Origin of the sequence: Pandoraea sp. (assembly GCF_041919235.1) — a bacterium.
GTDB lineage: Bacteria > Pseudomonadota > Gammaproteobacteria > Burkholderiales > Burkholderiaceae > Pandoraea.
Genome location: NZ_JAYRUC010000008.1, coordinates 170,852 through 195,623, shown reverse-complemented (window position 1 = coordinate 195,623; position 24,772 = coordinate 170,852). Strand labels below are relative to the sequence as shown.

The window sequence follows — 24,772 nt, the reverse complement described above, 5'->3', positions numbered from 1 at the left end:
GCGGATCGCTTCTTTTACGGGGACGACCCCGATTTTTTCATCGGAGTCAGTCATGGCCTGGATTCTCCTGGTATTTGCCGGTTTGCTCGAAGTGGCGTGGGCCGTCGGCCTGAAGTACACGCAAGGTTTTTCGCGTCTCGTGCCGTCGGTGTTCACGATCGCGGCGATGGTCGGCAGCGTTTGGCTGCTCGCCCTGGCCGTGCGTTCGCTGCCCCTGGGGACCGCATACGCCATTTGGACCGGTATCGGCGCGGTCGGCGCATTTGTGCTGGGCATCGTGCTGTTCGGGGAGTCCGCCTCGGCCGCCCGGATCGCGAGCGTTACGCTGATTCTGGCGGGCTTGGTCGGGTTGAAGCTGAGCGCTGCCTGACCAGCCTGAACGGCCTGAACGGCCCAAGCGGCCCAAGCGGCCTGAGTGCCTGACCGCTTTGGGCGGCTGCGGCAAATCCCCAAATTCCAGCGCCGGTGGTGCGTTGCCGCAGCGCGCGGCATAATGGCGCCGTAGCGGTCGAATGAATTTGAGGTGACGCTGCGGCGGCGATCGTTCGCCGACCGTGCGTCGCCCGTGACGCCAGCCGGGAGGGTGAGAGCGGATTGCGTCCTGCCGGTTGGCCGTTACCGCGTCGGCGGTACGAGGCGCGTGATCGTGCGACGCCGTCATTTCGGCGGCAGCGAGGTCGCCATGCTTGAATCGATTGCACTAGGCGCGGGGCTGTCTTGGGGCAGCGGTCTGCGGTTGTACCTGACGGTGTTCTGCGCGGGGCTGGCAGCGCGTCTGGGCTGGCTGCACCTGCCACCATCGCTGATGGTGCTGACGTCGACGTGGGTGATTGCCACGGCCGGCGTGCTGGCGCTCATCGAGTTCTTCGCCGACAAGATTCCTTTCGTCGACAGTGCCTGGGATGCGGTGCACACCTTTATCCGCATTCCGGCCGGAATCGTATTGGGCGCGGCAGCGCTGGGGCAAATGGACCCGACCGTCACGGTACTGGCCGGTCTGGCTGGCGGCGCGCTGGCCGGCACGGCGCATCTGGCCAAGGCAGGCAGCCGCGCGCTGATCAACACCTCGCCGGAACCTTTTTCCAACGTCGCAGCCTCAGCCGGCGAAGATGTGTCCACGGTGGGTGGACTGGCGCTTGCGTTCTTCCTTCCCGCCGTTTTTCTGGTGATGTTGTTGGTCTTCGTCGTGCTGGCATGGTGGTGGCTGCCTCGCGTCTGGCGAGGTTGGCGCTCTTTGTTGGCACGGGTCAAAGGATTGAGGGACGATGGGGTTCACTGAGATTGCCCGCCAGGCATGGCGAATGTTCCTGCGCGACTGGCGCGCAGGCGAGTTGCATCTGCTTCTCGTCGCGCTGCTGCTGGCGGTCGGCGCACTCTCCAGTGTGGGTTTTCTCTCGGATCGGATGCAGGGCGGGCTGGAGCGCGATGCGCGCCAGATGCTTGCCGCCGATCTGGTCGTTCGCAGCGACGCGCCCCTGCCACCGGAATTTGCGCGTCAGGCCCGGGCCGATGGACTGGCAACCGCCGTCGTCGCCAATTTTCCCAGCATGGCCAGCGCCACGGCGACGAACGGGCAGGTCGGCGCAAGCCGTTTGTCATCGCTCAAGGCGGTCAGCGACGGCTATCCCCTGCGCGGGCGCGTGCGCACAGCGGCCGATGCGGCGCCCGGCACACCGGATGCGCCCGCCGCCGAGATTCCCGCGCCGGGCACGGTTTGGGTCGACGCGGCGTTGCTCGATGCCCTGCACGTCAAGCCCGGCGAGTCCATTCGCATAGGCAACCGCACGCTGCGCATCGCTGCAGTCATCACGCGCGAAATGGATCGCGGATATGGCTTCGGATCGCTGGCCCCACGCGTCATGATGCGCTTTGACGAACTCCCCTCGACGGGACTCGTGCAGTTCGGCAGCCGGATCACCTACCGATTGCTTGTGGCGGGCGAGTCCGCGCAGGTCGGCAAGTTCTCCGCATGGGCGCGTCCGGCCGCCGAGCAGGCGCGCGGCGTGCAGATCGAGACGTTGGAGCAAGGGCAGCCACAGGTGCGCCAGACGCTCGATCGCGCCGATCGTTTCCTCTCGCTGGTGGCCCTGCTGGCGGCGGTGCTGGCGGCGGTGGCCGTCGGCATCGCGTCGCGCCGCTACAGTGAGCGCCATCTCGACGCCTGCGCCGTCATGCGTTGCCTGGGGTTGTCGCGCCGCGCTTTGCGTGGGATGGTGACGCTCGAATTCACCGGACTCGCCCTGATCGGTGGTGTTTTGGGCGTTGGACTCGGCTATGCGGCGCACTGGGTGCTGCTCGCCCAGTTGGGCGACGTTATCCCGGCGGGGTTGCCGGCGCCGACGTGGCGTCCGGCGGTCTTCGGTCTGGCGAGCGCGCTGGTGATGCTGCTGGGGTTCGCGCTGCCGCCGTTGCTGCCACTGTCCGAAGTCGCGCCGCTGCATGTGCTGCGTCGCGACGTGGTGGGCGGTGCGCGCCGCCAAGGATGGCTTGCGTATGGCGCGAGTGCGCTGGCTTTCGGTGCGCTGCTGCTGTTTGCCGCGCGCGACCTGCGTCTTGGGGCGATGGTGGCGGGTGGCTTCATCGCGGGCGCGGTCGTGTTCGGTGCGCTTGCATGGCTCGCGATTCGCGCGCTGGCGGCTTGGGCCAGACGTCGCGGTGCGGCGGGTGGGGCGATGGGTGGCATCGGCTGGCGCTACGCGATCATGGGCCTGCGCCGTCGCGAACTCGGCAGCGTGTTGCAGGTCGTGGCGCTGGGGCTTGGGTTGATGGCCCTGCTGCTGCTTGCCGTCACGCGCAATGATCTGGTCGCGGGCTGGCGTCAGTCGAGCCCGCCCGACGCGCCGAACCGCTTTGTTATCGATATTCAGCCGGGCCAGGACACACCCGTGCGCGCGCAACTGCGGGCGGCGGGGCTACCGAATGTGCAGCTCGCGCCGATGATCCGAGCGCGTTTGACGGCTATCAACGGCCGGCCGGTGACGGGTGACAGCTACACGGAAGTGCGGGCGCGGCGTCTCGCCGAGCGCGAGTTCAACCTGTCGTATTCGGCGACGTTACCCGAAGGCAACCGCGTGACGGCGGGGCAGTGGTATGGGGACGCCACGGCGCCCCAGGTTTCCATGGAAGAGGGCATTGCAAAGACGCTGGGCTTGAAGCTCGGCGACACGCTGCGTTTCGAAGTCGCGGGCCAGCGTGTCGACGCGCCGATCACGAGTCTTCGCAAGCTGGACTGGGGATCGATGCGCGTGAATTTCTTCGTGGTGATGCCACCGGCCGCGCTGCGCGATTTTCCGATGACGTGGATTACGTCGTTCCATCTCGCCCCGCAGCAACAGGCCGTGGCGGATGCATTGGTACGTACCTTCCCGAATCTGACGGTGATCGACACGGGCGCGTTGCTGGCGCAAATTCAGCAGATCCTGTCGCAAGTGATCGACGCTGTGCAGGCACTCTTCCTCTTTACGCTGGCGGCGGGCGTACTGGTGCTGTACGCGGCGCTTGCGGGTACGCGCGACGAGCGAATGCGCGAGAGCGGCATCTTGCGTGCGTTGGGCGCCTCCTCACGGCAACTTCGTGACGTGCATCTGGCGGAACTGGTGACGCTTGGCGCGCTGGCGGGGCTGCTGGCGGCGCTCGGGGCCGGCGTGCTCGGCTGGGCACTGGCGCGTTATGTTTTCGAGTTCGCGCTGTACTTCAACCCGTGGCTGCCGGTGATTGGCATTGGCGCGGGCGTGCTGTGCGCATTGATCGGTGGATGGAGCGGCCTGAGGGCGGTGCTGCGTCAGTCGGCGCTGCGCACGTTGCGCGACGTTTGAGCGCACTCCGGCGGGGTGCGGCATCGTGCCGCGACCCCGCCCGTGGCAGACACGATGCGCCTGGGGCACAATGGCGCCATGACGACCGAAAACGCCCCTCAAACCCCCGAGGCAGACGACCCTGCGCAGGACACCCCGGCGCAACCGACTGCCTTTTCCCTGCTCGGCGGCGAGGATCGCGTACGCGAACTCGTGGACCGATTCTATGACCTGATGGACCTCGAACCGGAGTTCGCGGGCATTCGCAGCCTGCATCCGGCGTCGCTCGCCGATTCGCGCGACAAGCTCTTCTGGTTTCTGTGCGGGTGGCTGGGCGGCCCCAATCATTACATCGAACGGTTCGGCCATCCGATGCTGCGCGCCCGTCATCTGCCTTTTCCGATCGCAACGAGCGAGCGCGATCAATGGCTGCGTTGCATGGCATGGGCGATGCAGGATATCGGCGTCGACGTGTCGTTGCAGGAGCGGCTCATGCAGGCCTTCCATGGCACGGCGGACTGGATGCGAAATCGGGCGGGTTGAGACGTCGGCCCCCACCCTGCGGTGGGGGCACGCCTGATGATTTACACGTTCATGACGCTTGGCGACACGGCTGCGCGAGCGTGCGATATCGGCTCGTCCGAATCGGTCGCGTCGGGGGAGCGCGCCGCTTGCGGAGACTCGGAAGTGTCCAGCGTGTATCTGCCGTCGAGTCCGAACTCACTTTCGTAAGTCGTCTGGCGATCGAGGAGATCCATCGAGCGACGCGCCTCCACTGCGTTCATCCACGCGATCAGCCCCTCTGTGGCAATGCCGCCGAATGCCCGGTAAATGGCGGCAGAGAATCCGATGCAGCTTTGTAGCGAGTCGACGTCGAGCGTGTCGGCGGGGGGCAACTCGGAAGGCGAGGGCGCGTCTGACGGCGTCGGCATGACGCTGCCGGTTGCCTCGGCCTTTGCATGATGCTCGCCAGCGATTCTTCCCGCCTGATTGAAGAACAGCATCATCGACGAGCCGAGAATGGCTGTCTGGTATTTCCCCCCATACGTCTGGAGGTGTTTCGAACCCAGCACCGCGCCAACCGAGGAGAGCCAGGCCGTGTCCTTGATCTGCTCCGTGGTCGCCGAGGGCGAGCAGTACTTGCCGAGCGCGACCGCCAGGTCAAACATGCTGGACAACGTTGCCAGCGTGGCCGTTCCGAGCGTCACGTTGTGCGCCGTTGCGAGCGCGCTGGAGTCGTAGGTCTCCTTGACAGTGTTCAGACTGGCTACGCCCAACGAACTCAGGCTGAGCCCGAAGTTGCCGACGTGATGCATCAAAGCGGTAAAGCGGCCGACGCTGGACGGAGACGGCCTCAGACTGAGTTGCGAGCCACCGTTGTCTTGCAAGGCTCCAAGGGCGATTCGGACTTCTCCCGTGAGCGATGCCTCGTTCGGGGGAGCAACCGAGGCGCTGGTGATGGCGGGGTTCGATGCGAAGGTAGCGGGGGACAGGGCGTCAGATGTGCGCATGCGGGAGGCTCAGTTGGAAGGGGTCAAAGTGAGTCGATCAAACGCGTCAGCTTCGTGTGCAACTCGCCGTGTCTGCTGGAGACCCGCGACATTTCGAGCGCATCAAGCGCCATGTCGCGAGCGGTCTGCGCATCGCCGGTACGCTGCATGCACACCGCAGCGAAATACAAGCACTCGGGGTCGCCGTAATCTCTCGCAACCGCGCTCATCAATGGGGCGACAGCGCATTGATAATCGCCGAGTTGGCAAAGCACGTAGCCGAACGCCTTGTACGCATCCACGCGTTCGGGATAGGCGAGGCATAAATCGGCAAATGCGCGCGCCGCGCCAGTGAGATCGTTAGCCGCATAAAGCGCGTGGGCGTGTGAGAAGGCCGCCGAAGCAATCTGCGAGGGGGCCGGTGACGCCAACGATGAATCGAGCTCGGCATCGCGCTCGGAATCTGCCGGCGACGTCGCGATCGCAACGAAGGGGACGCGGCCTCGGGTTCGTGGAATGTCGTGTGCCGGGTGGCCGGCCAAGACTTTGCTTCTGTCGGCTGAGTGTTGCGCAGGTGAAGTTCTTTGCATACAACGTCGCTCCTCATGGTTCCGATTGCACCAATGCAATCATCGTGCAGGTAGGGAATGGGCGCGGCAGTGGCTGTCGGCCCATGACACAGGGTTTCGAAAATCATTGCGCTACGGCCGACATCGTGATCGAGCGCGCCGGGCAAGCGCGACCGATGCACGCGTGGCATGGCGCGGGCTACGCAGAAGGTGTCGTCGTAGCGCGGGTGCCGGCGTGCCGCCAACGGACGTTTCACGGAACCGCAGATGGGACGCCTCACCGAGCCGCATCATTCACTTGCCTTGGCTAAACGGGGGACGAAGCGCGCGAACTCAGTTCTGGTTTGACGGTATCCAAGGCATCGTGGAAGGTGTCGAGCGAGCCATCGGAGTCGAACGAAACCGTGTCGGACACGGCGTCGAAGAATTCTTCATCGGCATTGGACCCCACCGATTGCACGTCCGCCGTGTCGGCCGGCGTGCCCGGCTGTGCTGCATTGTCCTTGGGCATTCTCGGGACCACCGTCACGCCCTCGAGGTCATAGGTCACGGTCGGTCGGTGTCCCATATGCACATAGCCGTCGTCGTCCTCCAGCACGACGTAGTTCACCGTGGCCTCCGCCGCAACGACGCGATCCACCGAGGCGCGCCGTTCGCGGCCGTCGATGATCGTTCCGAGGACTTTGTTCTGGACGAAATCGGTCGCTGTTGCCACCCCGTCGGCGATCGCGGTGCTCGCGTTTTCGTTCGCGGCATCCTTGAGCCAGGCGGGCACTGAAATGCCCAGTGTCTCGAGCAGCGGTGCTGCGCCGTTGTGTACGGCGCCAAACACCAACGGCCCATTGGTGACGGCCATATTGACCACGCCGCCATACTCTCGAAGGAAGTCGACGCCAGTCCACTGTCCGAGCGTCTCGAAGACGTTGGTATTGCGGATCTCGGCACCCGGGATGTCCTCAGGGCCGTTTCTGAACTTGCTGACGGCGAGCAGCAGGTTCGCGATCTGCGTTGCTGCCGAGACCGTATGAAGGGGAATATCGACGTATCCCTTCCAATCTTCATGCATCGTGGCAATAGCCATGCCCAGCGCCGCGGTCTTGGCAATCACATTGACGACGTGGCCGATGAGTGCGGCGTTACGCGCGCCGCGATGCGTTTGAATGGCGCTCTGAAATTCCTCCCAACGTCCTGCCATCAGCTCCTTCGGCGCTTCCGGCATGGTGACTTTTACGTGGGGGCTGTCAACCGAATCCACCCCGTTCGATACCTGCTGGAGCGTGGTGGGCAGGGTGGGGGACGAAGCGATACCTATCGTCATGAGTGACTCCCGGTGATGAAGTTTTGCGTTAAATCGTGGCAAGAAAGCGTTCGGCGTCGGCGCCGATGCCGGCATAGGCCGCGTCTTCCCGGGAGGTCTCAAGTGCGTGGATCGCCAGATCGCGGGCGAGTGCCGCATCGCCCAACTTCGCCAGGCATTGCGCGCAGATCAGCATGGGTTCGGGGTCGTCGGGCGCAAAGATCGACACGGCACTGAGCGGTGCGATGGCGAGCGCGTAGTCTTCGCGCGCGAAGTGGGTATAGCCGACCAGTTTGTTCACGCTGATGTCCAGCGGGCGCTCCTGAAGGAGCGGATAAAGCACATGGAGTGCGGCTGCGTAATCGGCCGCGTTGTACGCATCGCGCGCCTGCTGGTAGCGCAGGCTGGCGCTCTCTCCAAGGCCGGAATGCGCTGGGCCTGAGAATTCGCGGCGGGGGGGCGGGGGGGTATGTCGCGTGGAGTGCATGAGGATTGTTTCCGGTGCGCGTCGTTTCGGATTGGCAAGCACCACGCGCGTGGTGCTCGCACGAATGCTACGGTCGACGCCGTAACCGTCTCTTTCGATTTGCGGACAAAGTTGTTGTCCGATCTCTATGCGTGAACGCATTGGGAAAACCATGATGTCCCGCGCACCGCGTATGCCCAATTCGGCCGTGTTGGGCCGATGCCGTGAAACCTTTGCCGGATCTCAGAGTCGGCGGTGGCCGCTCGTTCGGAGACACCCGGGCCAGGGGGCGCGGCGACCGTACTGGCGCGCTGGCGCTGGATTGTCCCTTGTCACTCACGCGAGAATCGCGCGACCATGCGGTGTTACCTATGGAGACGCCCCATGAATACCGACGCACTCTTCCGGCAAGACGCTTATCTGCGCCAGTGCGAGGCCCGCATCACGCATATCGACGAGACCGGCATCATGCTGGATCGCACTGTCTTCTATCCGCTGGGCGGCGGACAAGCGGGCGACGCCGGGGAGTTCGTGTTAGCAGATGGCACGCGCTTGGCGATTGCCGATACGCGCAAGTCCAAGCGCGAGGGCGCGACCCCCGACGACGCGGTGCATATACCCGCCGAGGGGCAGAGCGACGTGTTGGCGAGCCTGTCGATTGGCGACACCGTGCGCGCCGAGCTCGACTGGGCGCGCCGTTTTCGTCACATGCGCTTTCATACGGCGTCGCATTTGATGTGCGCGGTGCTGCCGCATGCGGTGGACGGGTGCAGCATCACGACCGAGTACGCCCGGCTCGACTTCGTCACGAACGAGCCGATCGAGCGCGAGACGGTCGAGGCCGGGTTGGCGGCGCTCGTGGCGGCCGCCCGGCCGGTGTCTATCGACAGTATCAGCGATGAGGAGATGGCGGCGCGTCCCGAACTGGTGCGCACGATGAGCGTGAAGCCCCCGGTGGGGCTGGGGCGCGTGCGTCTGGTGCGTATCGAAGGGATCGACTTGCAGCCATGCGGCGGCACTCACGTGGCGAACACGGCGGAGATCGGCGCGCTACGGGTGGCCAAGATCGAGAAGAAGACGTCGCGCACGCGCCGGGTGGTGTTGGCCTTCGCCTGAGTCTGGCATCATGCGAGCCATCCGCCCAAAGTTCTCTTACGTATCAGGACACGCGATGGCAATGCAGGCAGCCGAAATTTCACCTCAAGTGCCCCCTTGGCAGGCGGTGCTCGATTTCTGGTTCGGTTTCTCCGACACCCCGGATTACGGGCTGGCAAGACCCGAATGGTTTCGCAAGTCGGAGGCATTTGACGACGAGATTCGGACCCGCTTCGGCGCGCTGCATGCACAGGCGCTCGACGGGACGCTCGAGCGCTGGGCGCAGACTCCCCTCGGCGCCTGCGCGTTGATCGTGGTTCTCGATCAGTTCTCGCGCAATCTCTTTCGGGGGCAAGCCAAGGCATTCGCGGGCGATGCGCAGGCGCTGGCCGTGGCGCGCCGTTTGGTCGAGGCGGGCGACGATCGGCGCCTGCCGACGCCGCAGCATCGCGTTTTCGTCTATCTGCCGTTCGAACATGACGAATCGCTCGAGAGCCAGCATCTATCGCTGGCGTTATACGAGCAACTGGCGAAGGCGTCCGGACTGATCGATAACCTCGATTACGCCCGCAGGCATGCGGTCATCATCGAGCGCTTCGGACGATATCCGCACCGCAACGCCGCGTTGGGGCGCGTATCGACGCCCGAGGAGATCGCGTTTCTACAGACGCAGGGATCGTCGTTTTGATGCCGTGGAAATGGGGGCCTCAGGCGCGCGGCGCTGTCGACGACGCTGCATTCAGGGCGCGGCGGCGTTGGCGCCAGCGGATCGCGACGAAGCCGATCCCATAAGCGAGCACGCCACCGGCCGTCGCGCATGCGACGAGGCCGGTACCCAGATGCAGCGTCGCGGTGCCGAAATCGAGGGTCGTCAGTTGCGTCCAGAGGCTCTCGCTCGCCCGCGCGGCGGCGGCAACCGTCGCTTCGATTTCGGCGTGCGGCGACCATTCGAACATCCAGCGCCCCAAACGGTGTGCACCCAGATAGACGAATGGCACCGTCAGCGGATTGGTCACCAACGTGCCAAGTGCCGCGACGACGAGATTTCCACGTAGCAACGCCGCGGCAAAAATTGCCACGAACATCTGACCGAACGGAATCAAAATCCCAAAAAAGACGCCGCATGCCAGCCCGATGGCGACACCACGGGGCGTGGCTTGCCACAAGCTACGGCGAAGCAGCAAGCCGGCATGCGGTCGCAGCCAGCGTGAACGCAGGAGCCGCATCGGGCGAAGCATCTTTAACATCATAGGCAGGTTGCTCGTCGAGGAATGCGTTGGCAAAAGCGGGCATGGGACGGCATGGGATGGGGAGCACACCATTACCGCATGCAACGGATGTCTGAGTGCCGGGTGTCGCAGGAGTTCAATGAAGTCGCGGGTGCGGGCGTACTGCGCGGGCGACGCGCGGCGTTGGACGACTGGACGGAGGCGGGGAGCGTCGCGGAGGCTGCGCGGCCGTCATGCCGCGCAGCAATGATGCGAACGAGCTCAGATTTGTGAGCGCTGACTGGCCCAGCGGTCGACTTGCGACGGCTTGAAGTGTCGCATCGTGTCGAGCATTGCCTCGGGCGACGCGGAGACCTGCAACTGGTCAAGCTGCGACCCCTTGAGGAACTGCTCTGTCACCATCGATTCGAGGAATGTCAGAAGCGGATCGTAATACTGTTCGACGTTGAGCAGGCCGATCGGTTTCGCGTGGTAGCCGATCTGCAGCCACGTGAAGACCTCGAAAAGCTCTTCGCACGTGCCGATGCCGCCCGGCATGGCGATGAATGCATCCGACAGATCGGCCATCATCTGCTTGCGTTGATGCATGTTCTCGACGACGTGCAACTGCGTGAGGCCGGGGTGGCCGACTTCCCTGTCCATCAAGGCTTTCGGGATGACGCCAATGACCTGACCGCCGCTGGCGAGTACCGCGTCGGCAATGATGCCCATCAGCCCGACCTTGCCGCCCCCGTACACGAGACGAATACCGGCTTCGGCCATGCGTCGGCCCAATTCCCGGGCGGCCTCGGCGTAGGCCGGACGCACCCCGGCGGCAGCGCCGCAATAAATGCAAATGGATTTGACTTCCGACGACATGCGTTACTGAACTCCCTTGGACGACGATTCTCGCGCCATCTTGTCATACGTCTCGCGCGCGTGACCCTTCAGAAACGGGGCCATTTGCGAGAGGATGTTGTAGCTCGCCTGATGCAGCCCGGCGCCGATCACTTCGGGATCGTTGTACTTTCGCGGGTTCATCACGAATTGATACGACAGCCAATACGTGGAGAGCACCACCATATTGGTGGTCACCACCTCGATCTGCTCGGGCGTGATTTCCATCTCCCCCTGGGCCACGAGCAGGTCGCACATCTCGCGCGCGAAACGCTTCTTATGGCCCACGATCACCTTGAAGTGCGTCTCGAGCGTGCGGTTGCGGGAGAGCAGGTCGTTGAGGTCTCGATAGAGAAAACGGAAGCGCCACAGAAATTCGGACATGTATTGCAGATACGTCCAGACTTCGTCGAGCTTGGGCTTGTGATCGTCGGGCAGCCGTAGTCGCCGTTCGATTTCCTGCTCGAACTGCGCGAAGATGCTGTTGATGATGTCGTCTTTGTTGCGGAAGTGATAGTACAGATTGCCCGGGCTGATTTTCATCTCCTCGGCAATCGTGGTGGTCGTTACGTTGGGTTCGCCGATTTCATTGAAGAGCCGAAGTGACACCTCAAGAATTCGTTCGCGGGTTCGGCGTGGCGGCTTTGCTTCCATGTCTGTCGGCCCCGGTAAGCGGCAAGCTCTGCGAAAGATGTTCTCCGCTTGCGTCTATGAGTTGAATATCAGGTATACGGCGAACGATTATACTCGGCAGCCGCGCACTGCCAAGCATGGGAAGGGGGGCGTGGACAGCGATATCAGAAAAACGCCGTACGTATGCGTTCGACGATGACAGGCCCGGCGAGCGAGGCCCAGGTGAGCAGGCAAAGGCCGAGCGCGATGAGGACTGCCGCACTCCCGAAATCCTTGGCACGCTTGGAGAGTTCGTGCCGCTCCAGCGAAATGCGGTCGATGGCCGCTTCGATGCTGGAGTTGACCAGCTCGATGATGAGTACGAGCAGGACCGAGCCGATGAGCAGTACGCGCTCGACGGCCGTGACCGGCAGGAAGATCGCCGTCGGCAAAAGGATGACGGCGAGCGCCAGTTCCTGCCGGAAGGCGCTCTCTTCGAACACGGCAAACTTGAAGCCGGACAGGGAGTACTTCAGGGCGCGCCAGGCGCGCATGAGGCCCCGGTTGCCCTTGTACGGATTCGGCTGTTTGTCGCGTGGCGGCGGGTGATCGATGAACAAGCGTCAGGTTCCTCGCCGCAACGGGCTCTGGAGGTGGATCAGACTGCGGGCGCGAGCGAGCGCTCGGGCTCGCGCGGATGCAGATGCGAGGTGAACTCCTCTGAGGCTGCCTGCCAGGAGAACCGCTCCGCCCAGGCGCGCGCGCTCTCTCGCGAGACCTTGAGCGCATCGAGACAAGCCTCGCGCAAGTCTTCACGCAACGCGCCGCCTTCGCCTTCGGGGCAGCCGTCGAGCACGTCGACCGGACCGGTGACCGGGAAAGCCGCGACCGGCAGGCCACAGGCCATCGCTTTGAGCAGCACCAGACCGAACGTATCGGTGCGGCTCGGGAAGACGAACACGTCCGCCGAGGCATAGACCTTCGCCAACTCGGGCTGCGAGAGCATGCCGAGGTAGTTCACGTCGGGATAACGCGAGCGAAGTTCCGCCAGTTGCGGCCCTTCGCCCGCGACCCACTTGGAGCCTGGCAGGTCCAGCTTCAGGAAGGCTTCGATGTTCTTCTCCACGGCGACACGCCCTACGTAGAGGAAGATCGGATGTGCTGAATTTAGCACATGTGCGTCCTGTACACGGAAGATGTCGAGATCGACGCCCCGCGTCCACAGCACCACGTTCTGGAAGCCGTTCGCTTCGAGGTCGCGCTTGACCACGGGCGTGGGCGCCATCACGGCGCGCGACGGCTTGTGGAACCAGCGCAGGAAGCGATAGGTCGTGCTGAGTGCAAAGCCGAAGCGCGCCTGTACGTACTCCGGGAAGCGCGTGTGATACGCCGTGGTGAACGGGAAGTCGTTACGCAGCGCCCATTTGCGCGCAGCCATGCCGAGCGGGCCTTCGGTGGCGATGTGCAGGGCGTCGGGAGCGAAGTCTTCGATGCGACGCGCCACGCGCGCGCCGGCAAAGAACGCAAGGCGGATTTCCGGGTAGGTCGGGCACGGCATCGTGCGGAATTCCTGCGGCGTGAGCAGCTCGACACGATGGCCGGCGGCTTCCAATTGGGCGCGTGTGTTCTTCAGCGTGCGGACCACGCCGTTGATCTGCGGATCCCAGGCGTCGGTGACGATCATGACTTTCATCGGGCGCTCCTTCGCGCGCATGGCGCGCATGGGTGATACACGCGCAGTCGCGCGTGCGTTGAAGCGCACCTGCGGCGACGCTGCGCCGTACGTGCGTTTGAGGTTATCGGGCCGATATCGCACTACTTTCGGTCATCGCGGTCATCGCGGTCATCTCGGCCGTCTCGGCGATTGCGGGGAGCGAGGCGGGCAACGGCGCCGGTTCAGACGCTGACCGGTGCGGCTTTCACGGGGGGGCGCGCGTTGCGCTTTTGCGTCCAGTGGATGATGCGCAGCTCGCCCTCGGTGGTCTCGACCAGTGCCGAGAGGCTTTCCACCCAGTCGCCATCGTTGCAGTAGAGCAGGCCGTCGATCTCCCGAATCTCGGGCTTGTGGATATGCCCGCACACAACGCCGTCGCAACCGCGTCGGCGCGCTTCGTCGGCCATGACCTGCTCGAAGGCCGAAATGAAGTTCACGGCGTTCTTCACCTGATGCTTCAGATACTGCGACAGCGACCAGTATGGGAAGCCGAAGCGCGTGCGCACCCGATTGAACCAGCGGTTGAGCAGCAGCGTGAGCGTGTAAAGCGAGTCGCCCAGGTAGGCGAGCCACTTGGCGTGCTGGATCACCCCGTCGAACAGATCGCCGTGCGTGACCCACAGGCGCTTGCCGGAGAGCGTGGTGTGAAAGGTTTCGTCGCGCACGGCAATGTCGCCGAACGCCAGCCCGCAGAACTGACGCGCCGCTTCGTCGTGGTTGCCGGGAACGTAGATCACCTGCGTGCCCTTGCGCGCGCGACGCAGCATCTTCTGCACGACGTCGTTGTGGGCCTGCGGCCAGTGCCAGCCGCGACGCAGATGCCAGCCGTCGATGATGTCGCCGACCAGATACAGGTAGTCCGACTCGTGATGACGCAGGAAGTCGAGCAGGTATTCCGCCTGACAGCCTTGCGTGCCGAGGTGGATGTCCGAGAGCCAGATCGTGCGGTAGCGGGTAATGCCTTCCGGGGGGGGATCGTGCGGATCGTGCGGATCGGACGTGTCAGGCGGTAGATCGATCGAGGAGGGCGGGGCCGCAGGCCGGTCAGTCGGGGAGGTGTCCGCGAAGTTTCCGGTGCGATGTCCGGCGCGAGCCGTGGGTGTTGGGATCGGCAGCTCAAAGGTGGGTGTCGTCGTCATACCGGCTCGCACGTCGCGTTGAACATGCGTGCATTGCGCCACGACTTCATGAAGGGACGATGACAGTCACGTACGTGTCGCGAAAGTGTCTTCAAGCGTCGCGGCAATGCGACAGGCGCGCCCATGCGCCAGCGACGCAGGCGTCAGGCATCAGGCGCTGTGCCGCAATCCTTGCGCCACGCGCTCGAGCGTCTCGAGCACTCGGGCCCGCGAGCGCGGATGCGTGCCCAGCGACACATGTCCGAGCCGGTCCAGCGCGATGTTGTGGGCACCCGGCAGCACCGACGTGCTGACCGGATATACGACGTTGTCGTGATACGTGTAAATCGACGTGATGCGAGCGCGTTCCGCGCTTGTTTCGTGGCGGGCCAGCGCCGCGAGCCACGCACTGCCGACGCTCATCTGACGCGCGTTCGTGCCGATGCCGTGGCGCGCGTGCAAGGTGCCGAAGTGCGGCGAGCCGAGCGTGATGGTGTGGGCGACAGGCAGCGTTGGATACTGCCGCAGGCAGGCGCGCGCCGCGATCCCGCCCATGCTGTGGCCGACAATGACGACGGGCAGGCGCGTGCGCTCGGCCAGGGTTCGCGTGGCGTGGGCAATGTTGGCGGCGTAGTCGTCGATGTCGCCGAACATCGGGCCGAGGTTGATGGCATCGCACGGATAGCCCGCCTCGGCCAGATGGTGTGAAAAGCCTAGCCAGAACGCGCGATTGCAGCCATAGCCGTGCAACAGGAGCACTGCGACCGGGCGCGCCGGGCCGCGCGGCGACGGCAGCGCGGCGGCGCTGCGCCAGGGTTGGCACAGATCGAGCAGCAGAATCGACGCCAGGCATTCATAGGCCCACACCGCCATCTGGGTGCCCGCAGCGGTGCGGCGTTCGGGCGTCGGGTCGTCGTGAGACGCCATGACGAAGCCCGCGGCAAGGCCGCTCGCGTGAGCGACGGGCAGCCACAGCACGGTCCACAGCAGGGTCGTCCAGGGGCTATGCCAGGCGGCCCAGGTGGCCGTCGCGACGATCATCGATAGCCCGATCTCGAGGCCGCCATAGGCCAGGTGGGCACGTGAGGCGCGCGGCGGCGGACTGGCGGCGGGGGGCAGCGCGCTCATTTCCCCAGGACACTGACGAGGCGTGTGCCGGCGAGCCGGTCGTGAATGAACTGGTGATCGGGCGTCACGCGCATGGCCAGTGCCCAGAACACGATCCAGACCGCGAGCAACGCCACGCTGCCCCAGCCCGTCAGCCCGAGCGCCCAGTCGAGTGCCATGGCCGGCAGCACCCACAACCATGCGAGTGCATATCGCGCGACGGCGCGGCCGGTGCGCACCGGCTGACCGTGGGCGTCAACCAGACGGATTTTCCACGTCTTCATCGCCAGTGTCTGGCCGCTGTGGGTCCAGAACCAGACAAAGTACGCGCCGAGCACGAGGAACAGCCACGCTTGCATCGCATGGCGATGCATCAGGCCGCTGCGCTGCTGGGTGAGGGCACTGAAAAGGTAGCCGGCCAGAAAGAGCACACCGAAGAGCAGCAGCGATTCGTAGACCATCGCGAGCACACGACGCCGCAGGGTGGGCACCGCATAGCTGCCCCGTTCGACGCCGGACGGCGCGTGCGGCAAGCGGGCGGAATCGGGTGTGCGAGGCGGCGTGGTGGCCTGGGTGCGCTGGGTGGGCGGGGTGGCGGAGTCGGTCATCGCGGCGAGGTCTGAGAGCTTTTTGTCGGGGGCCTGACATCGCACCCGCGCAAGGCGATTGCGGCAGGCGCATCGAGCCGTGCGCTGCCCATTATGCGCAAGAATGGGCCGACGGGCCAGCCGGCCCGAGCGCGGGCGGCGGCGGCGCCATGCAAACGGCCGCCCGAAGGCGGCCGCGACGTGACGTCGGCTGACGGTGCACGTCAGTTGTGGTGGTAGATCTCGGCGTTGAAGACGGCGTCGCCGTTTGCCGTGCCTGCGGCGCCGCTCGACGCTGCGCCCGAGGCCGGCACCGGTTGTGCAGGCGCTGGCGCGGACGCCGCCGATGCCGCCGATGCCGCAGGAGACGGCAAAGCACCGTTTCTGCCCGACGTGCCGGCATCCTTGCGGTGCACCGCGGCATACGGATTCTTCACACCTGTGCGGCCCGAGGGCGGCGCGCTGACAACGTTCGGACGGTTGGTCAGCTTCTTGTCGTCGGCGGCAAGGCGCTTTTTCTGCTCTTCGGTGAGCTGTTGGTACTGCTGCCACACCTGCGCTTTACGCTCGGGCGGCAAGGTCTTGGCGTTCTGATAGCTCTCTCGGGCCAGTTGGCGCTGCTCAGGCGTGAGCCGCACCCAGTCGGCCATGCGGTCGTGCAGACGTTTGCGGCCTTCAGGGGACAGCTTGTGAAAGCGCTTGGCGATCTCGATCCACTTCTCGCGCTGACGCTCGCCCATGCGATTCCAGTCCTGAGCGAGCGGGGCGAGGGCTTCGCGCTGACTCGCCGTGAGCTTGGCCCAATAGCCGCCGGGCGACGCGAGGGCCGCTGCCGGGGCCGGGCCTGCGGTGGCACCGCTGGCCGTCAGACTGCCGAGCGCCTCGCTTGCGGCGCCGACGGCGCCAGGTGCGGCGGTGCCCGAGGTGCTGGAGGTGCCGGAGAGGGTGGGCGGCACGTCAGACACCGTTTCCGGGGCATGCGAGCGGCGCAGCGCGGCCGTGCCGGCGAGTGCGGCCACGATGAGCGCTGCGACCAGAAAAAGTACGTTGCTTCGCGTCACTGGGCGGTCTTGGGTGGGGGGACTACTGAGCACGCTTCAAATAGGCGTTGAAACCGTGATCGGCATAGGCCGACAACGGGAGTTCGTCGCTCAATACGGCGGCATCGATGTCGGCCAGATCCTGAATGTGCTGCTGATGTTCCCAATATGCCAGGCCCGCCAGACCGATCACCAGCGCGGCGAGCGGCCAGAGCAACCCCAGGCGGCCGAGCTTCTCGAACGCGCGACGCGGGCCGCCCGCGCTCGGCGATTGCACGGCGTCCACGCCCGCGAGCACCAGCGCCGGTTGCACAACGACGACCGGTTCGGGCTTTTTGCGAGCGAGCGCCTGTTGGCGAGCAGCGGCCAGCCGGGCCGCGATATTCGGCGACGGTGCGTCGGACGCTTCGTCCAGCGCACGCCGCACGCGATGTGCGAAGCGGATTTCCCTCGATTCCAGATCGTGACTCATAACCTGATCCCTTTTGCCTTCAACGCCTGCGCCAACGCATGGGTGGCGCGCGAGCAGTGCGTCTTGACGCTGCCTTCCGAGCACCCCATCGTGGCGGCGGTCTCCGCAACGTCCATGTCTTCCCAGTAACGCATGAGGAACGCTTCTCGTTGACGTGTCGGTAGTTTCTGAATTTCCGCCTCGATGATGGAGAGGATTTCAGCACGCGAAACAGCGTCTTCGCTGCTCTCGGTCTGCACAGACCCATCCTCGGTCAACAAGGTTTCCAAGGGGTCGAAGTCGTCGCGCTCGTCGTCGCCCGGACCGGCGAGATTCGAGAACAGCGTGACCCAGGTGTTGCGCACCTTTTGCCGGCGGAAATAATCGTGAATCGTGTTTTGGAGGATACGCGTGAACAGCAGCGGCAGGTCGGCCGGCGGCTTGTCGCCGTATTTCTCGGCCAGGCGGATCATCGCATCCTGAACGATATCGAGGGCGGCCTCGTCGTCGCGAACGGCATAGACGGCCTGCTTGAAGGCGCGCCGTTCGATGCCCGCGAGAAAATCCGCCAATTCCTTGTCAGATGCCATCCGGTGGTGTGCACGCAGCGTTGCCCGCCGCGCCTGTGAAATGCCGTGTAAGCGTAATGGCTACGTAAAGTTGACGCAGCCGGACCGGATGCTACCAAAAACGCGCTTTCCTGTAACCGCTTTTGCTTGCGCTGGTGTCGTATTGCGACGGCGCCGGACTCGAAAGATTCCTATCATGTGAAGATTGTGTCCCAGGGGCGGGGCGGCGTGGGGCAGGGGGGGCTTTCGCGAGGCCGGCTTCGCAATCATGCTGCGAATGCACAAACCTGCTTGACCATTTTGCTGCAAACCGGTAATGTTGCCAGTTCGCAATATCTGTGATTGTCTCAATATCGGCACGCCTATCCGGTGTGTCCATCATTCAGACGCGCAGCTTGAGCCCGGACCACAAGTTCGCGGGGAGAGCACCCGATCAAAATTTTTGCCGAAACTTTGAAAGGTCGACGATGAACATGCCAAGCGCGGAATTCTCCGAGGCGGAAGCTGCACGCCACCAAAATACTTCCGAAGACATGATCGGCGCCGAAATTCTCGTGCGCTCGCTTCAGGAAGAAGGGGTCGAACATCTGTGGGGTTATCCCGGCGGTTCGGTCCTCTACATCTACGACGAACTCTACAAGCAGGACAAGATCCAGCACATTCTGGTACGCCATGAGCAGGCAGCCGTACACGCGGCCGACGCTTATTCGCGATCCACCGACAAAGTCGGCGTGTGCCTTGTGACGTCCGGCCCCGGCGTGACCAATGCGGTCACCGGGATTGCCACGGCGTATATGGATTCGATCCCGCTCGTTATCATTACCGGGCAGGTGCCCACGGCCGCCATCGGCCAGGACGCCTTCCAGGAGTGCGACACGGTCGGTATCACCCGTCCGTGCGTCAAGCACAACTTCCTCGTGAAGGACGTGCGCGATCTCGCCGCAACCCTCAAGAAGGCCTTCTACATCGCCAAGACGGGCCGTCCGGGTCCGGTGCTGGTCGATATTCCGAAGGACGTGTCCAAGGCGCGCTGCCGCTTCGAATATCCGAAAACGGTGTCGCTGCGCTCGTACAATCCGGTCACGAAGGGGCACTCGGGGCAGATCCGCAAGGCGATGAGCCTGCTGCTCTCGGCCAAGCGTCCTTATATCTATACCGGCGGCGGCATCATTCTGGCCGACGCGTCGAAGGAACTGAACCAGTTCTGCGACCTGCTCGGCTATCCGGTGACCAACACGCTCATGGGCCTGGGCGGATATCGCGCGAGCGATCCCAAGTTCCTCGGCATGCTGGGCATGCACGGGACGTACGAAGCCAATATGGCCATGCAGCACTGCGACGTGCTCATCGCCATCGGTGCGCGCTTCGACGACCGCGTGATCGGCAACCCGGAACACTTCTCGGAGCGGGCGCGCAAGATCATTCACGTCGATATCGACCCGTCGTCGATTTCCAAGCGTGTGAAGGTCGATATCCCGATCGTCGGCGACGTGAAGGAAGTGCTGCGCGAGATGATCGAGAATCTGCAGACGGCCGAGCACGGCCCCGACGCCGAGGCGCTGGCCGGCTGGTGGAAGCAGATCGAGGAATGGCGCTCGCGCGATTGCCTCGCGTTCGATCGCGAGAGCGAGATCATCAAGCCTCAGCATGTGGTCGAGACCTATTGGAAGCTCACGGACGGCGAAGCCTTCGTGTGCTCCGACGTGGGCCAGCACCAGATGTGGGCGGCGCAATACTATCGCTTCAACAAGCCGCGCCGGTGGATCAATTCGGGCGGCCTGGGCACGATGGGCTTCGGGCTGCCGGCCGCCATGGGCGTGAAGATGGCGCATCCGGATGCCGAAGTCGCGTGTATCACGGGCGAGGGCTCGATCCAGATGTGCATCCAGGAACTCTCGACGTGCCTGCAATACCGCACGCCGATCAAGATTCTGTCGCTCAACAACCGCTATCTGGGCATGGTGCGCCAGTGGCAGCAAATCGAATACAGCAAGCGCTACTCCAGTTCGTACATGGACGCGCTGCCGGACTTCGTGAAGCTCGCCGAGGCGTACGGTCATGTCGGGATCCGCATCGAAAAGTCGTCGGATGTCGAGCCGGCACTGCGTGAGGCGTTGCGCTTGAAGGATCGTACGGTATTCATGGATTTCCAAACGGATCCCACCGAGAACGTCTGGCCGATGGTTCAGGCCGGCAAGGGCATCAGCGAGATGCTGCTCGGTTCGGAAGATCTGTAAGCAGAGGCGCGCGCACCGACAGGCGCCGCCGGCACGGCTGGCGCGGGTGCGACGTCCCCACACTAGGACAATCCGGGATACACCATGAGGCACATTATTTCTGTTTTGCTCGAGAACGAGCCGGGGGCGCTGTCGCGCGTGGTCGGCCTTTTCTCGGCGCGTGGCTACAATATCGAGACACTCACCGTCGCGCCGACCGAAGACCGGTCGCTCTCACGCATGACGGTGGTGACGACAGGCTCCGACGACATCATCGAGCAGATCACCAAGCACCTGAACCGGCTCATCGAGGTGGTGAAGGTGGTCGATCTGACCGAAGGGGCGCATATCGAACGTGAGCTCATGCTCATCAAGGTGCGCGCCGTGGGCAAGGAGCGGGAAGAGATGAAGCGGATGTCGGATATTTTCCGCGGCCGCATCATTGACGTTACCGAAAAGACCTACACGATCGAACTGACCGGGAATTCGTCGAAACTCGACGCCTTCATCGACGGGCTCGATCGCACGGCAATTCTCGAGACGGTTCGCACCGGTGGCTCGGGCATTGGGCGCGGTGAGCGCATCCTGAAGGTCTGACGCGGCAGCGGCAACGCGGTAAGCGGATTTCGATCCATATTCTGATTTCAGTATTTTTTTGGCATTACGGGACAATTCCAAATGAAAGTTTTCTACGACAAAGACGCCGACCTCTCCCTCATCAAGGGCAAGCAAGTCACCATCATCGGCTACGGCTCGCAAGGCCACGCCCACGCCCAGAACCTGAAGGACAGCGGCGTGAACGTGACGGTCGGTCTGCGCAAGAACGGCGCTTCGTGGAACAAGGCGGTGGCGGCCGGCCTGAACACCAAGGAAGTGGCGGAAGCGGTGAAGTCGGCCGACATCGTCATGATGCTGCTGCCGGACGAGCAGATCGGCGACGTGTACAAGAACGAAGTGCACGCCAACATCAAGGAAGGCGCTGCGCTGGCTTTTGCACACGGCTTCAACGTGCATTACGGTTGCGTGATTCCGCGTGCCGACCTCGACGTCATCATGATCGCCCCGAAGGCGCCGGGCCACACGGTGCGCTCGACGTACTCGCAGGGCGGCGGTGTGCCCCATCTGATCGCCGTGGCGCAGGACAAGTCGGGCGCCGCGCGCGACATCGCGCTGTCGTACGCTGCCGCTAACGGCGGTGGCCGTGCCGGTATCATCGAGACCAACTTCCGCGAAGAAACCGAAACCGATCTGTTCGGCGAGCAAGCCGTGCTGTGCGGCGGTACCGTCGAGCTGATCAAGGCCGGTTTCGAGACGCTGGTCGAAGCCGGCTACGCGCCGGAAATGGCCTACTTCGAGTGCCTGCACGAACTCAAGCTGATCGTCGACCTGATCTACGAAGGCGGCATCGCCAACATGAACTACTCGATCTCGAACAACGCCGAGTACGGTGAGTACGTCACCGGCCCGCGCGTCGTGACCGAAGAGACGAAGAAGGCGATGAAGCAGTGCCTGACCGACATCCAGACGGGCGAGTACGCCAAGTCGTTCATCCTGGAAAACAAGGCGGGCGCCCCGACGCTGATCTCGCGCCGTCGTATCACGGCCGAGCACCAGATCGAGCAAGTCGGTGGCAAGCTGCGTGCAATGATGCCGTGGATCGCCAAGAACAAGCTGGTCGACCAGTCGAAGAACTAAGTACGACATGCCGCACGTTGCGTACGCCCAGGAGGTTGCGGGCGCCCGCACCGTCGGCGCGCGGCGAGACGGTGTGAGCGGGTGACGCGCTTCATCCCCGGATTCGCCGCGCCGGGCCGTCCGTTTTGCTGTGGCGTTGGCTATGGCAAGGCGGGCGGCCTTTTTCGTTTTACCCCCCGAGTTGGCTGCGTTCGTGCGCGGTTGCCCCTCGATCTGCGCGACTTGGCCGTGGGCGCGCGCACAGGTCGTTTAGGGAAAAGGTGTCACCGCGCCGCGCGCATTGTTACAATGCCGCCACGTCATGGGTTGGCCCGAAGCAGGTCGGCTCGCTTATTCAACCGATTTACCAAGGACGCGAGTTCAATCGCATGAATTATCCTCACCCGATCATTGCCCGCGAGGGCTGGCCCTTCCTGGGTATCGCCGTCGCCGTCGCGCTCGTCGTGCATTTCATGGCCGGCGTGCTTTGGGCCGCGCCGTTCTGGGTGATCGCCCTGTTTGTCCTGCAGTTCTTCCGTGACCCGCCGCGCCAGATACCGCAGCAGGCAGGTGCGGTGCTCTCGCCGGCCGACGGCCGCATCGTGGCCATCGAAACCACGCAGGACCCCTATGCAGGCCGTGAAGCGTTGAAGATCAGCGTATTCATGAACGTCTTCAATGTGCACTCGAACCGTGCGCCGGTTGACGGCACGGTGACCAAGGTGGAATATTTCCCGGGACGTTTTTTCAACGCGGATCTCGACAAGGCATCGCTCGAGAACGAGCGTAACGCGCTGGTGATCGATGTGGGGGGGCAACTCGTCACGAGCGTACAGGTTGCGGGGCTCATCGCTCGCCGGATCCTGTGCTATGCGAAGGCAGGCGATACGCTTTCGCGCGGTCAGCGTTACGGTTTCATTCGTTTCGGTTCGCGCGTCGACGTGTATCTGCCGCTGGGCTCGCGTCCGCGCGTGGCCATCGGCGACAAGGTGTCGGCCACCTCGACGATTCTCGCCGAGCTGTGAGTTGCCCGACTCCCTCCGAGTCATTGCCGCGTGCGGCGGCGCGACGTCATGTCGTGCGTCGCTGTGTCGCGGCCTGAAACGGGTTTCGCTTCTTGCGATCCAAGCGCGGTGATCCGTCGCGGCTTCGCCCGCAGCCATCGCATCGTCAAGGGGATATAGATGCCGGAAAACCATCGCGGCCGCTTGCGTAACAATGTCAGGCATCTCTCGCCGTTCAGCCGTCACAAGAATCCATCTGCAGAGCCATTGATGAACGAAGACCACGACCAGGGTGTGGACGACGATCTGCCGGCCCGCCCGCGCAATCGCGGCATTTATTTGTTGCCGAACGCTTTTACGACGGCCGCGTTGTTCTGCGGCTTTTTCGCGATCGTGCAGGCGATGAACGATCGTTTCGAGCAGGCGGCCATCGCGATCTTCTTCGCCATGGTGCTCGATGGCATGGACGGGCGCGTCGCGCGCATGACCAATACCCAGAGCGCCTTCGGCGAGCAGTACGATTCGCTCTCGGACATGACCTCATTCGGCGTGGCGCCAGCGCTGGTCATGTACGAATGGATTCTGCACGAGATCGGCAAGTGGGGCTGGCTCGCGGCGTTCGTCTATGTGGCGGGCGCAGCCCTGCGCCTTGCGCGTTTCAATACGAACATCGGCGTGGTCGACAAGCGTTTCTTCCAGGGCCTCGCGAGCCCGGCGGCGGCGGCGCTCGTCGCCGGTTTCGTGTGGATCACGATCGACAACAAGCTGCCGGTGAACGTTTTCTGGATGCCCTGGGTGGCGTTCGGGCTGACGATCTACGCCGGTATGTCGATGGTGTCGAATGCACCGTTCTATAGCGGCAAGGCGCTCGATGTGCGTCAGCGCGTGTCGTTCGGCGTGGTGTTGCTGTTCATGGTCGGCTTCATTCTGGTGTCGTCCGACCCGCCGCTGGTGCTCTTCGGCATGTTCTGCCTGTACAGCATCTCCGGCTATGTGCTCTGGGCGTTCCGTTTCCTGAAGGGGCGTCGCCAGCGCATTTTCGGCGAAGTCGACGAGTAACTGTGTCAACGCAAGGGGCGTCTGGGTACGCCCCTTGTCACATCCGTCGCCCAGACGTGGCGCGTGAGACGTGACGCGTGACGCTGTGCGGCAATGTTGTAGTCTTGCGGGTGTAAGCTCCGAAGTACTCCCCTGGCCCGGGCAGGCCGTCGCAAATTGGACCCGACCTGGCGCCATTTCCATAGTTCGACGTGACGAAGGAGAAATCATGGGCATTCTGGACTTCGTGAAGGAAGCCGGCGAAGCGCTGCTGGGTAACAAGGCGCAAGCGGCAGAGGCACCCGCTGCGGGGGCCGGCGCAGACGAGGCGAACCGCAACGCGGCCGACGCCATCGAGGCTTATATCAAGACACAGAACCTGGACGCGACCGGTTTGACCGTGACGTTCGACGGCGCGTCGCGTACCGTCACCGTATTCGGCGTTGCGCCGGATCAGGCGACCAAGGAAAAGATTCTGCTTTGCTGCGGCAATGTGAAGGGCGTCGAGAAGGTGGACGACAAGATGTCGGTTTCGACGGCGTCGGCCGAAGCGACATTTCACACCGTAGAGAAGGGCGACACGCTGTCGGCCATCTCGAAAAAGGTCTACGGCGACGCCAACAAGTACAACGCCATCTTCGAGGCCAACAAGCCGATGCTCTCCAGCCCCGACAAGATCTATCCGGGGCAGGTGCTGCGCATTCCGCCGGCCTGATCCGCCACGCGTCTCCCGATGCCCAGCCCGGCCCCGCGCCGGGCTGTTTCGTTGTGGCGGACGGCATGCCCCCTGAGCCCGCGCACGCCAGGCCACACGCGGCTTGCAGCC

At 64.0% G+C, this 24,772-nt stretch carries 27 protein-coding genes; 12 read left to right on the top strand and 15 right to left on the bottom strand.

All coding sequences use genetic code 11. From position 1 onward, the window contains the following. Nucleotides 1–52: 52 nt before the first annotated feature. The 4 genes from sugE (at nt 53) to ACE3UG_RS08950 (ending at nt 4,337) form a co-directional block, all read left to right on the top strand. The gene (sugE, locus tag ACE3UG_RS08965) at nt 53–370 is read left to right on the top strand and encodes a quaternary ammonium compound efflux SMR transporter SugE (RefSeq protein ID WP_374622482.1); all 318 of its coding nucleotides are present in this window, start codon (nt 53–55) and stop codon (nt 368–370) included. A gap of 312 nt (nt 371–682) precedes the next feature. Then, nucleotides 683–1,279 (top strand): DUF4126 domain-containing protein, encoded by a 597-nt coding sequence (locus tag ACE3UG_RS08960; protein WP_374622479.1) that lies wholly within the window; start codon nt 683–685, stop codon nt 1,277–1,279. Beyond that, nucleotides 1,266–3,815, top strand: coding sequence for an ABC transporter permease (locus ACE3UG_RS08955; RefSeq protein WP_374622477.1), 2,550 nt, complete (start codon nt 1,266–1,268; stop codon nt 3,813–3,815). Before ACE3UG_RS08960 ends, ACE3UG_RS08955 begins: the two co-directional genes overlap by 14 nt. Nucleotides 3,816–3,893: 78 nt before the next feature. Further along, the gene (locus ACE3UG_RS08950; RefSeq protein ID WP_374622475.1) at nt 3,894–4,337 is read left to right on the top strand and encodes a group II truncated hemoglobin; all 444 of its coding nucleotides are present in this window, start codon (nt 3,894–3,896) and stop codon (nt 4,335–4,337) included. 41 nt (nt 4,338–4,378) lie between these two features. Here ACE3UG_RS08950 and ACE3UG_RS08945 read toward each other — a convergent pair whose 3' ends face one another. The 4 genes from ACE3UG_RS08945 to ACE3UG_RS08930 form a co-directional block, all read right to left on the bottom strand. Further along, a complete protein-coding gene (locus tag ACE3UG_RS08945) occupies nt 4,379–5,305 on the bottom strand; it encodes a hypothetical protein (protein WP_374622472.1) in 927 nt (308 codons plus the stop codon). A gap of 23 nt (nt 5,306–5,328) precedes the next feature. After that, on the bottom strand, nt 5,329–5,715 hold the full coding sequence (locus ACE3UG_RS08940) for a tetratricopeptide repeat protein (RefSeq protein WP_374622469.1): 387 nt from the start codon (nt 5,713–5,715) through the stop codon (nt 5,329–5,331). Nucleotides 5,716–6,160: 445 nt separating this feature from the next. Then, nucleotides 6,161–7,171, bottom strand: a complete 1,011-nt coding sequence (locus ACE3UG_RS08935; RefSeq protein WP_374622466.1) for a hypothetical protein — start codon at nt 7,169–7,171, stop codon at nt 6,161–6,163. A 28-nt stretch (nt 7,172–7,199) separates the two neighbouring features. Beyond that, nucleotides 7,200–7,637, bottom strand: coding sequence for a hypothetical protein (locus ACE3UG_RS08930; RefSeq protein WP_374622463.1), 438 nt, complete (start codon nt 7,635–7,637; stop codon nt 7,200–7,202). Nucleotides 7,638–8,000: 363 nt separating this feature from the next. Here ACE3UG_RS08930 and ACE3UG_RS08925 point away from each other — a divergent pair, with 363 nt between their 5' ends. Beyond that, nucleotides 8,001–8,732: an alanyl-tRNA editing protein gene (locus tag ACE3UG_RS08925; RefSeq protein WP_374622460.1), complete on the top strand. Its 732-nt coding sequence runs from the start codon at nt 8,001–8,003 to the stop codon at nt 8,730–8,732. Nucleotides 8,733–8,787: 55 nt separating this feature from the next. Then, complete coding sequence (locus ACE3UG_RS08920) at nt 8,788–9,399, top strand: DUF924 family protein (protein WP_374622458.1); 612 nt, start codon at nt 8,788–8,790, stop codon at nt 9,397–9,399. Nucleotides 9,400–9,418: 19 nt separating this feature from the next. Here ACE3UG_RS08920 and ACE3UG_RS08915 read toward each other — a convergent pair whose 3' ends face one another. The 11 genes from ACE3UG_RS08915 to ACE3UG_RS08865 form a co-directional block, all read right to left on the bottom strand. Continuing rightward, nucleotides 9,419–9,937 carry a DUF2062 domain-containing protein gene (locus ACE3UG_RS08915; protein ID WP_374622519.1) on the bottom strand — a complete coding sequence of 173 codons (519 nt, stop codon included), beginning with the start codon at nt 9,935–9,937 and terminating at the stop codon, nt 9,419–9,421. Between the two features lie 264 nt (nt 9,938–10,201). Then, nucleotides 10,202–10,798, bottom strand: a complete 597-nt coding sequence (locus ACE3UG_RS08910; RefSeq protein WP_374622455.1) for a TIGR00730 family Rossman fold protein — start codon at nt 10,796–10,798, stop codon at nt 10,202–10,204. Nucleotides 10,799–10,801: 3 nt separating this feature from the next. Further along, a complete protein-coding gene (locus tag ACE3UG_RS08905) occupies nt 10,802–11,470 on the bottom strand; it encodes a TetR/AcrR family transcriptional regulator (protein WP_374622452.1) in 669 nt (222 codons plus the stop codon). Between the two features lie 143 nt (nt 11,471–11,613). Continuing rightward, nucleotides 11,614–12,048: a diacylglycerol kinase gene (locus tag ACE3UG_RS08900; protein WP_374622450.1), complete on the bottom strand. Its 435-nt coding sequence runs from the start codon at nt 12,046–12,048 to the stop codon at nt 11,614–11,616. A 38-nt stretch (nt 12,049–12,086) separates the two neighbouring features. Beyond that, entirely contained in the window at nt 12,087–13,121 is a 1,035-nt protein-coding gene (locus ACE3UG_RS08895; RefSeq protein ID WP_374622447.1) for a glycosyltransferase family 4 protein, read from the bottom strand. Nucleotides 13,122–13,324: 203 nt separating this feature from the next. Beyond that, entirely contained in the window at nt 13,325–14,257 is a 933-nt protein-coding gene (locus ACE3UG_RS08890) for a UDP-2,3-diacylglucosamine diphosphatase (RefSeq protein ID WP_374622517.1), read from the bottom strand. Between the two features lie 174 nt (nt 14,258–14,431). After that, nucleotides 14,432–15,388 (bottom strand): esterase/lipase family protein, encoded by a 957-nt coding sequence (locus tag ACE3UG_RS08885; RefSeq protein ID WP_374622444.1) that lies wholly within the window; start codon nt 15,386–15,388, stop codon nt 14,432–14,434. Next, on the bottom strand, nt 15,385–15,975 hold the full coding sequence (locus tag ACE3UG_RS08880; protein ID WP_374622441.1) for an RDD family protein: 591 nt from the start codon (nt 15,973–15,975) through the stop codon (nt 15,385–15,387). The genes ACE3UG_RS08885 and ACE3UG_RS08880 overlap by 4 nt, the downstream gene beginning before the upstream one ends. 203 nt (nt 15,976–16,178) lie before the next feature. Then, nucleotides 16,179–17,015, bottom strand: a complete 837-nt coding sequence (locus tag ACE3UG_RS08875) for a DUF3106 domain-containing protein (RefSeq protein ID WP_374622438.1) — start codon at nt 17,013–17,015, stop codon at nt 16,179–16,181. A 22-nt stretch (nt 17,016–17,037) separates the two neighbouring features. Further along, nucleotides 17,038–17,466 (bottom strand): DUF3619 family protein, encoded by a 429-nt coding sequence (locus ACE3UG_RS08870; protein ID WP_374622435.1) that lies wholly within the window; start codon nt 17,464–17,466, stop codon nt 17,038–17,040. Then, entirely contained in the window at nt 17,463–18,035 is a 573-nt protein-coding gene (locus ACE3UG_RS08865; RefSeq protein WP_374622432.1) for an RNA polymerase sigma factor, read from the bottom strand. The genes ACE3UG_RS08870 and ACE3UG_RS08865 overlap by 4 nt, the downstream gene beginning before the upstream one ends. Before the next feature lie 446 nt (nt 18,036–18,481). Here ACE3UG_RS08865 and ACE3UG_RS08860 point away from each other — a divergent pair, with 446 nt between their 5' ends. From ACE3UG_RS08860 to lysM, 6 genes are all read left to right on the top strand, one after another. Next, the gene (locus ACE3UG_RS08860) at nt 18,482–20,251 is read left to right on the top strand and encodes an acetolactate synthase 3 catalytic subunit (protein WP_374622429.1); all 1,770 of its coding nucleotides are present in this window, start codon (nt 18,482–18,484) and stop codon (nt 20,249–20,251) included. Between the two features lie 84 nt (nt 20,252–20,335). Then, entirely contained in the window at nt 20,336–20,827 is a 492-nt protein-coding gene (ilvN, locus tag ACE3UG_RS08855) for an acetolactate synthase small subunit (RefSeq protein WP_039374158.1), read from the top strand. 81 nt (nt 20,828–20,908) lie between these two features. Then, entirely contained in the window at nt 20,909–21,925 is a 1,017-nt protein-coding gene (gene ilvC / locus ACE3UG_RS08850) for a ketol-acid reductoisomerase (protein ID WP_374622427.1), read from the top strand. Nucleotides 21,926–22,293: 368 nt separating this feature from the next. Further along, entirely contained in the window at nt 22,294–22,929 is a 636-nt protein-coding gene (locus ACE3UG_RS08845) for a phosphatidylserine decarboxylase (RefSeq protein ID WP_374622425.1), read from the top strand. 159 nt (nt 22,930–23,088) lie between these two features. Then, entirely contained in the window at nt 23,089–23,967 is an 879-nt protein-coding gene (gene pssA / locus ACE3UG_RS08840) for a CDP-diacylglycerol--serine O-phosphatidyltransferase (RefSeq protein WP_374622423.1), read from the top strand. 208 nt (nt 23,968–24,175) lie between these two features. Beyond that, entirely contained in the window at nt 24,176–24,661 is a 486-nt protein-coding gene (gene lysM / locus ACE3UG_RS08835) for a peptidoglycan-binding protein LysM (protein WP_374622420.1), read from the top strand. Nucleotides 24,662–24,772: the final 111 nt, after the last annotated feature.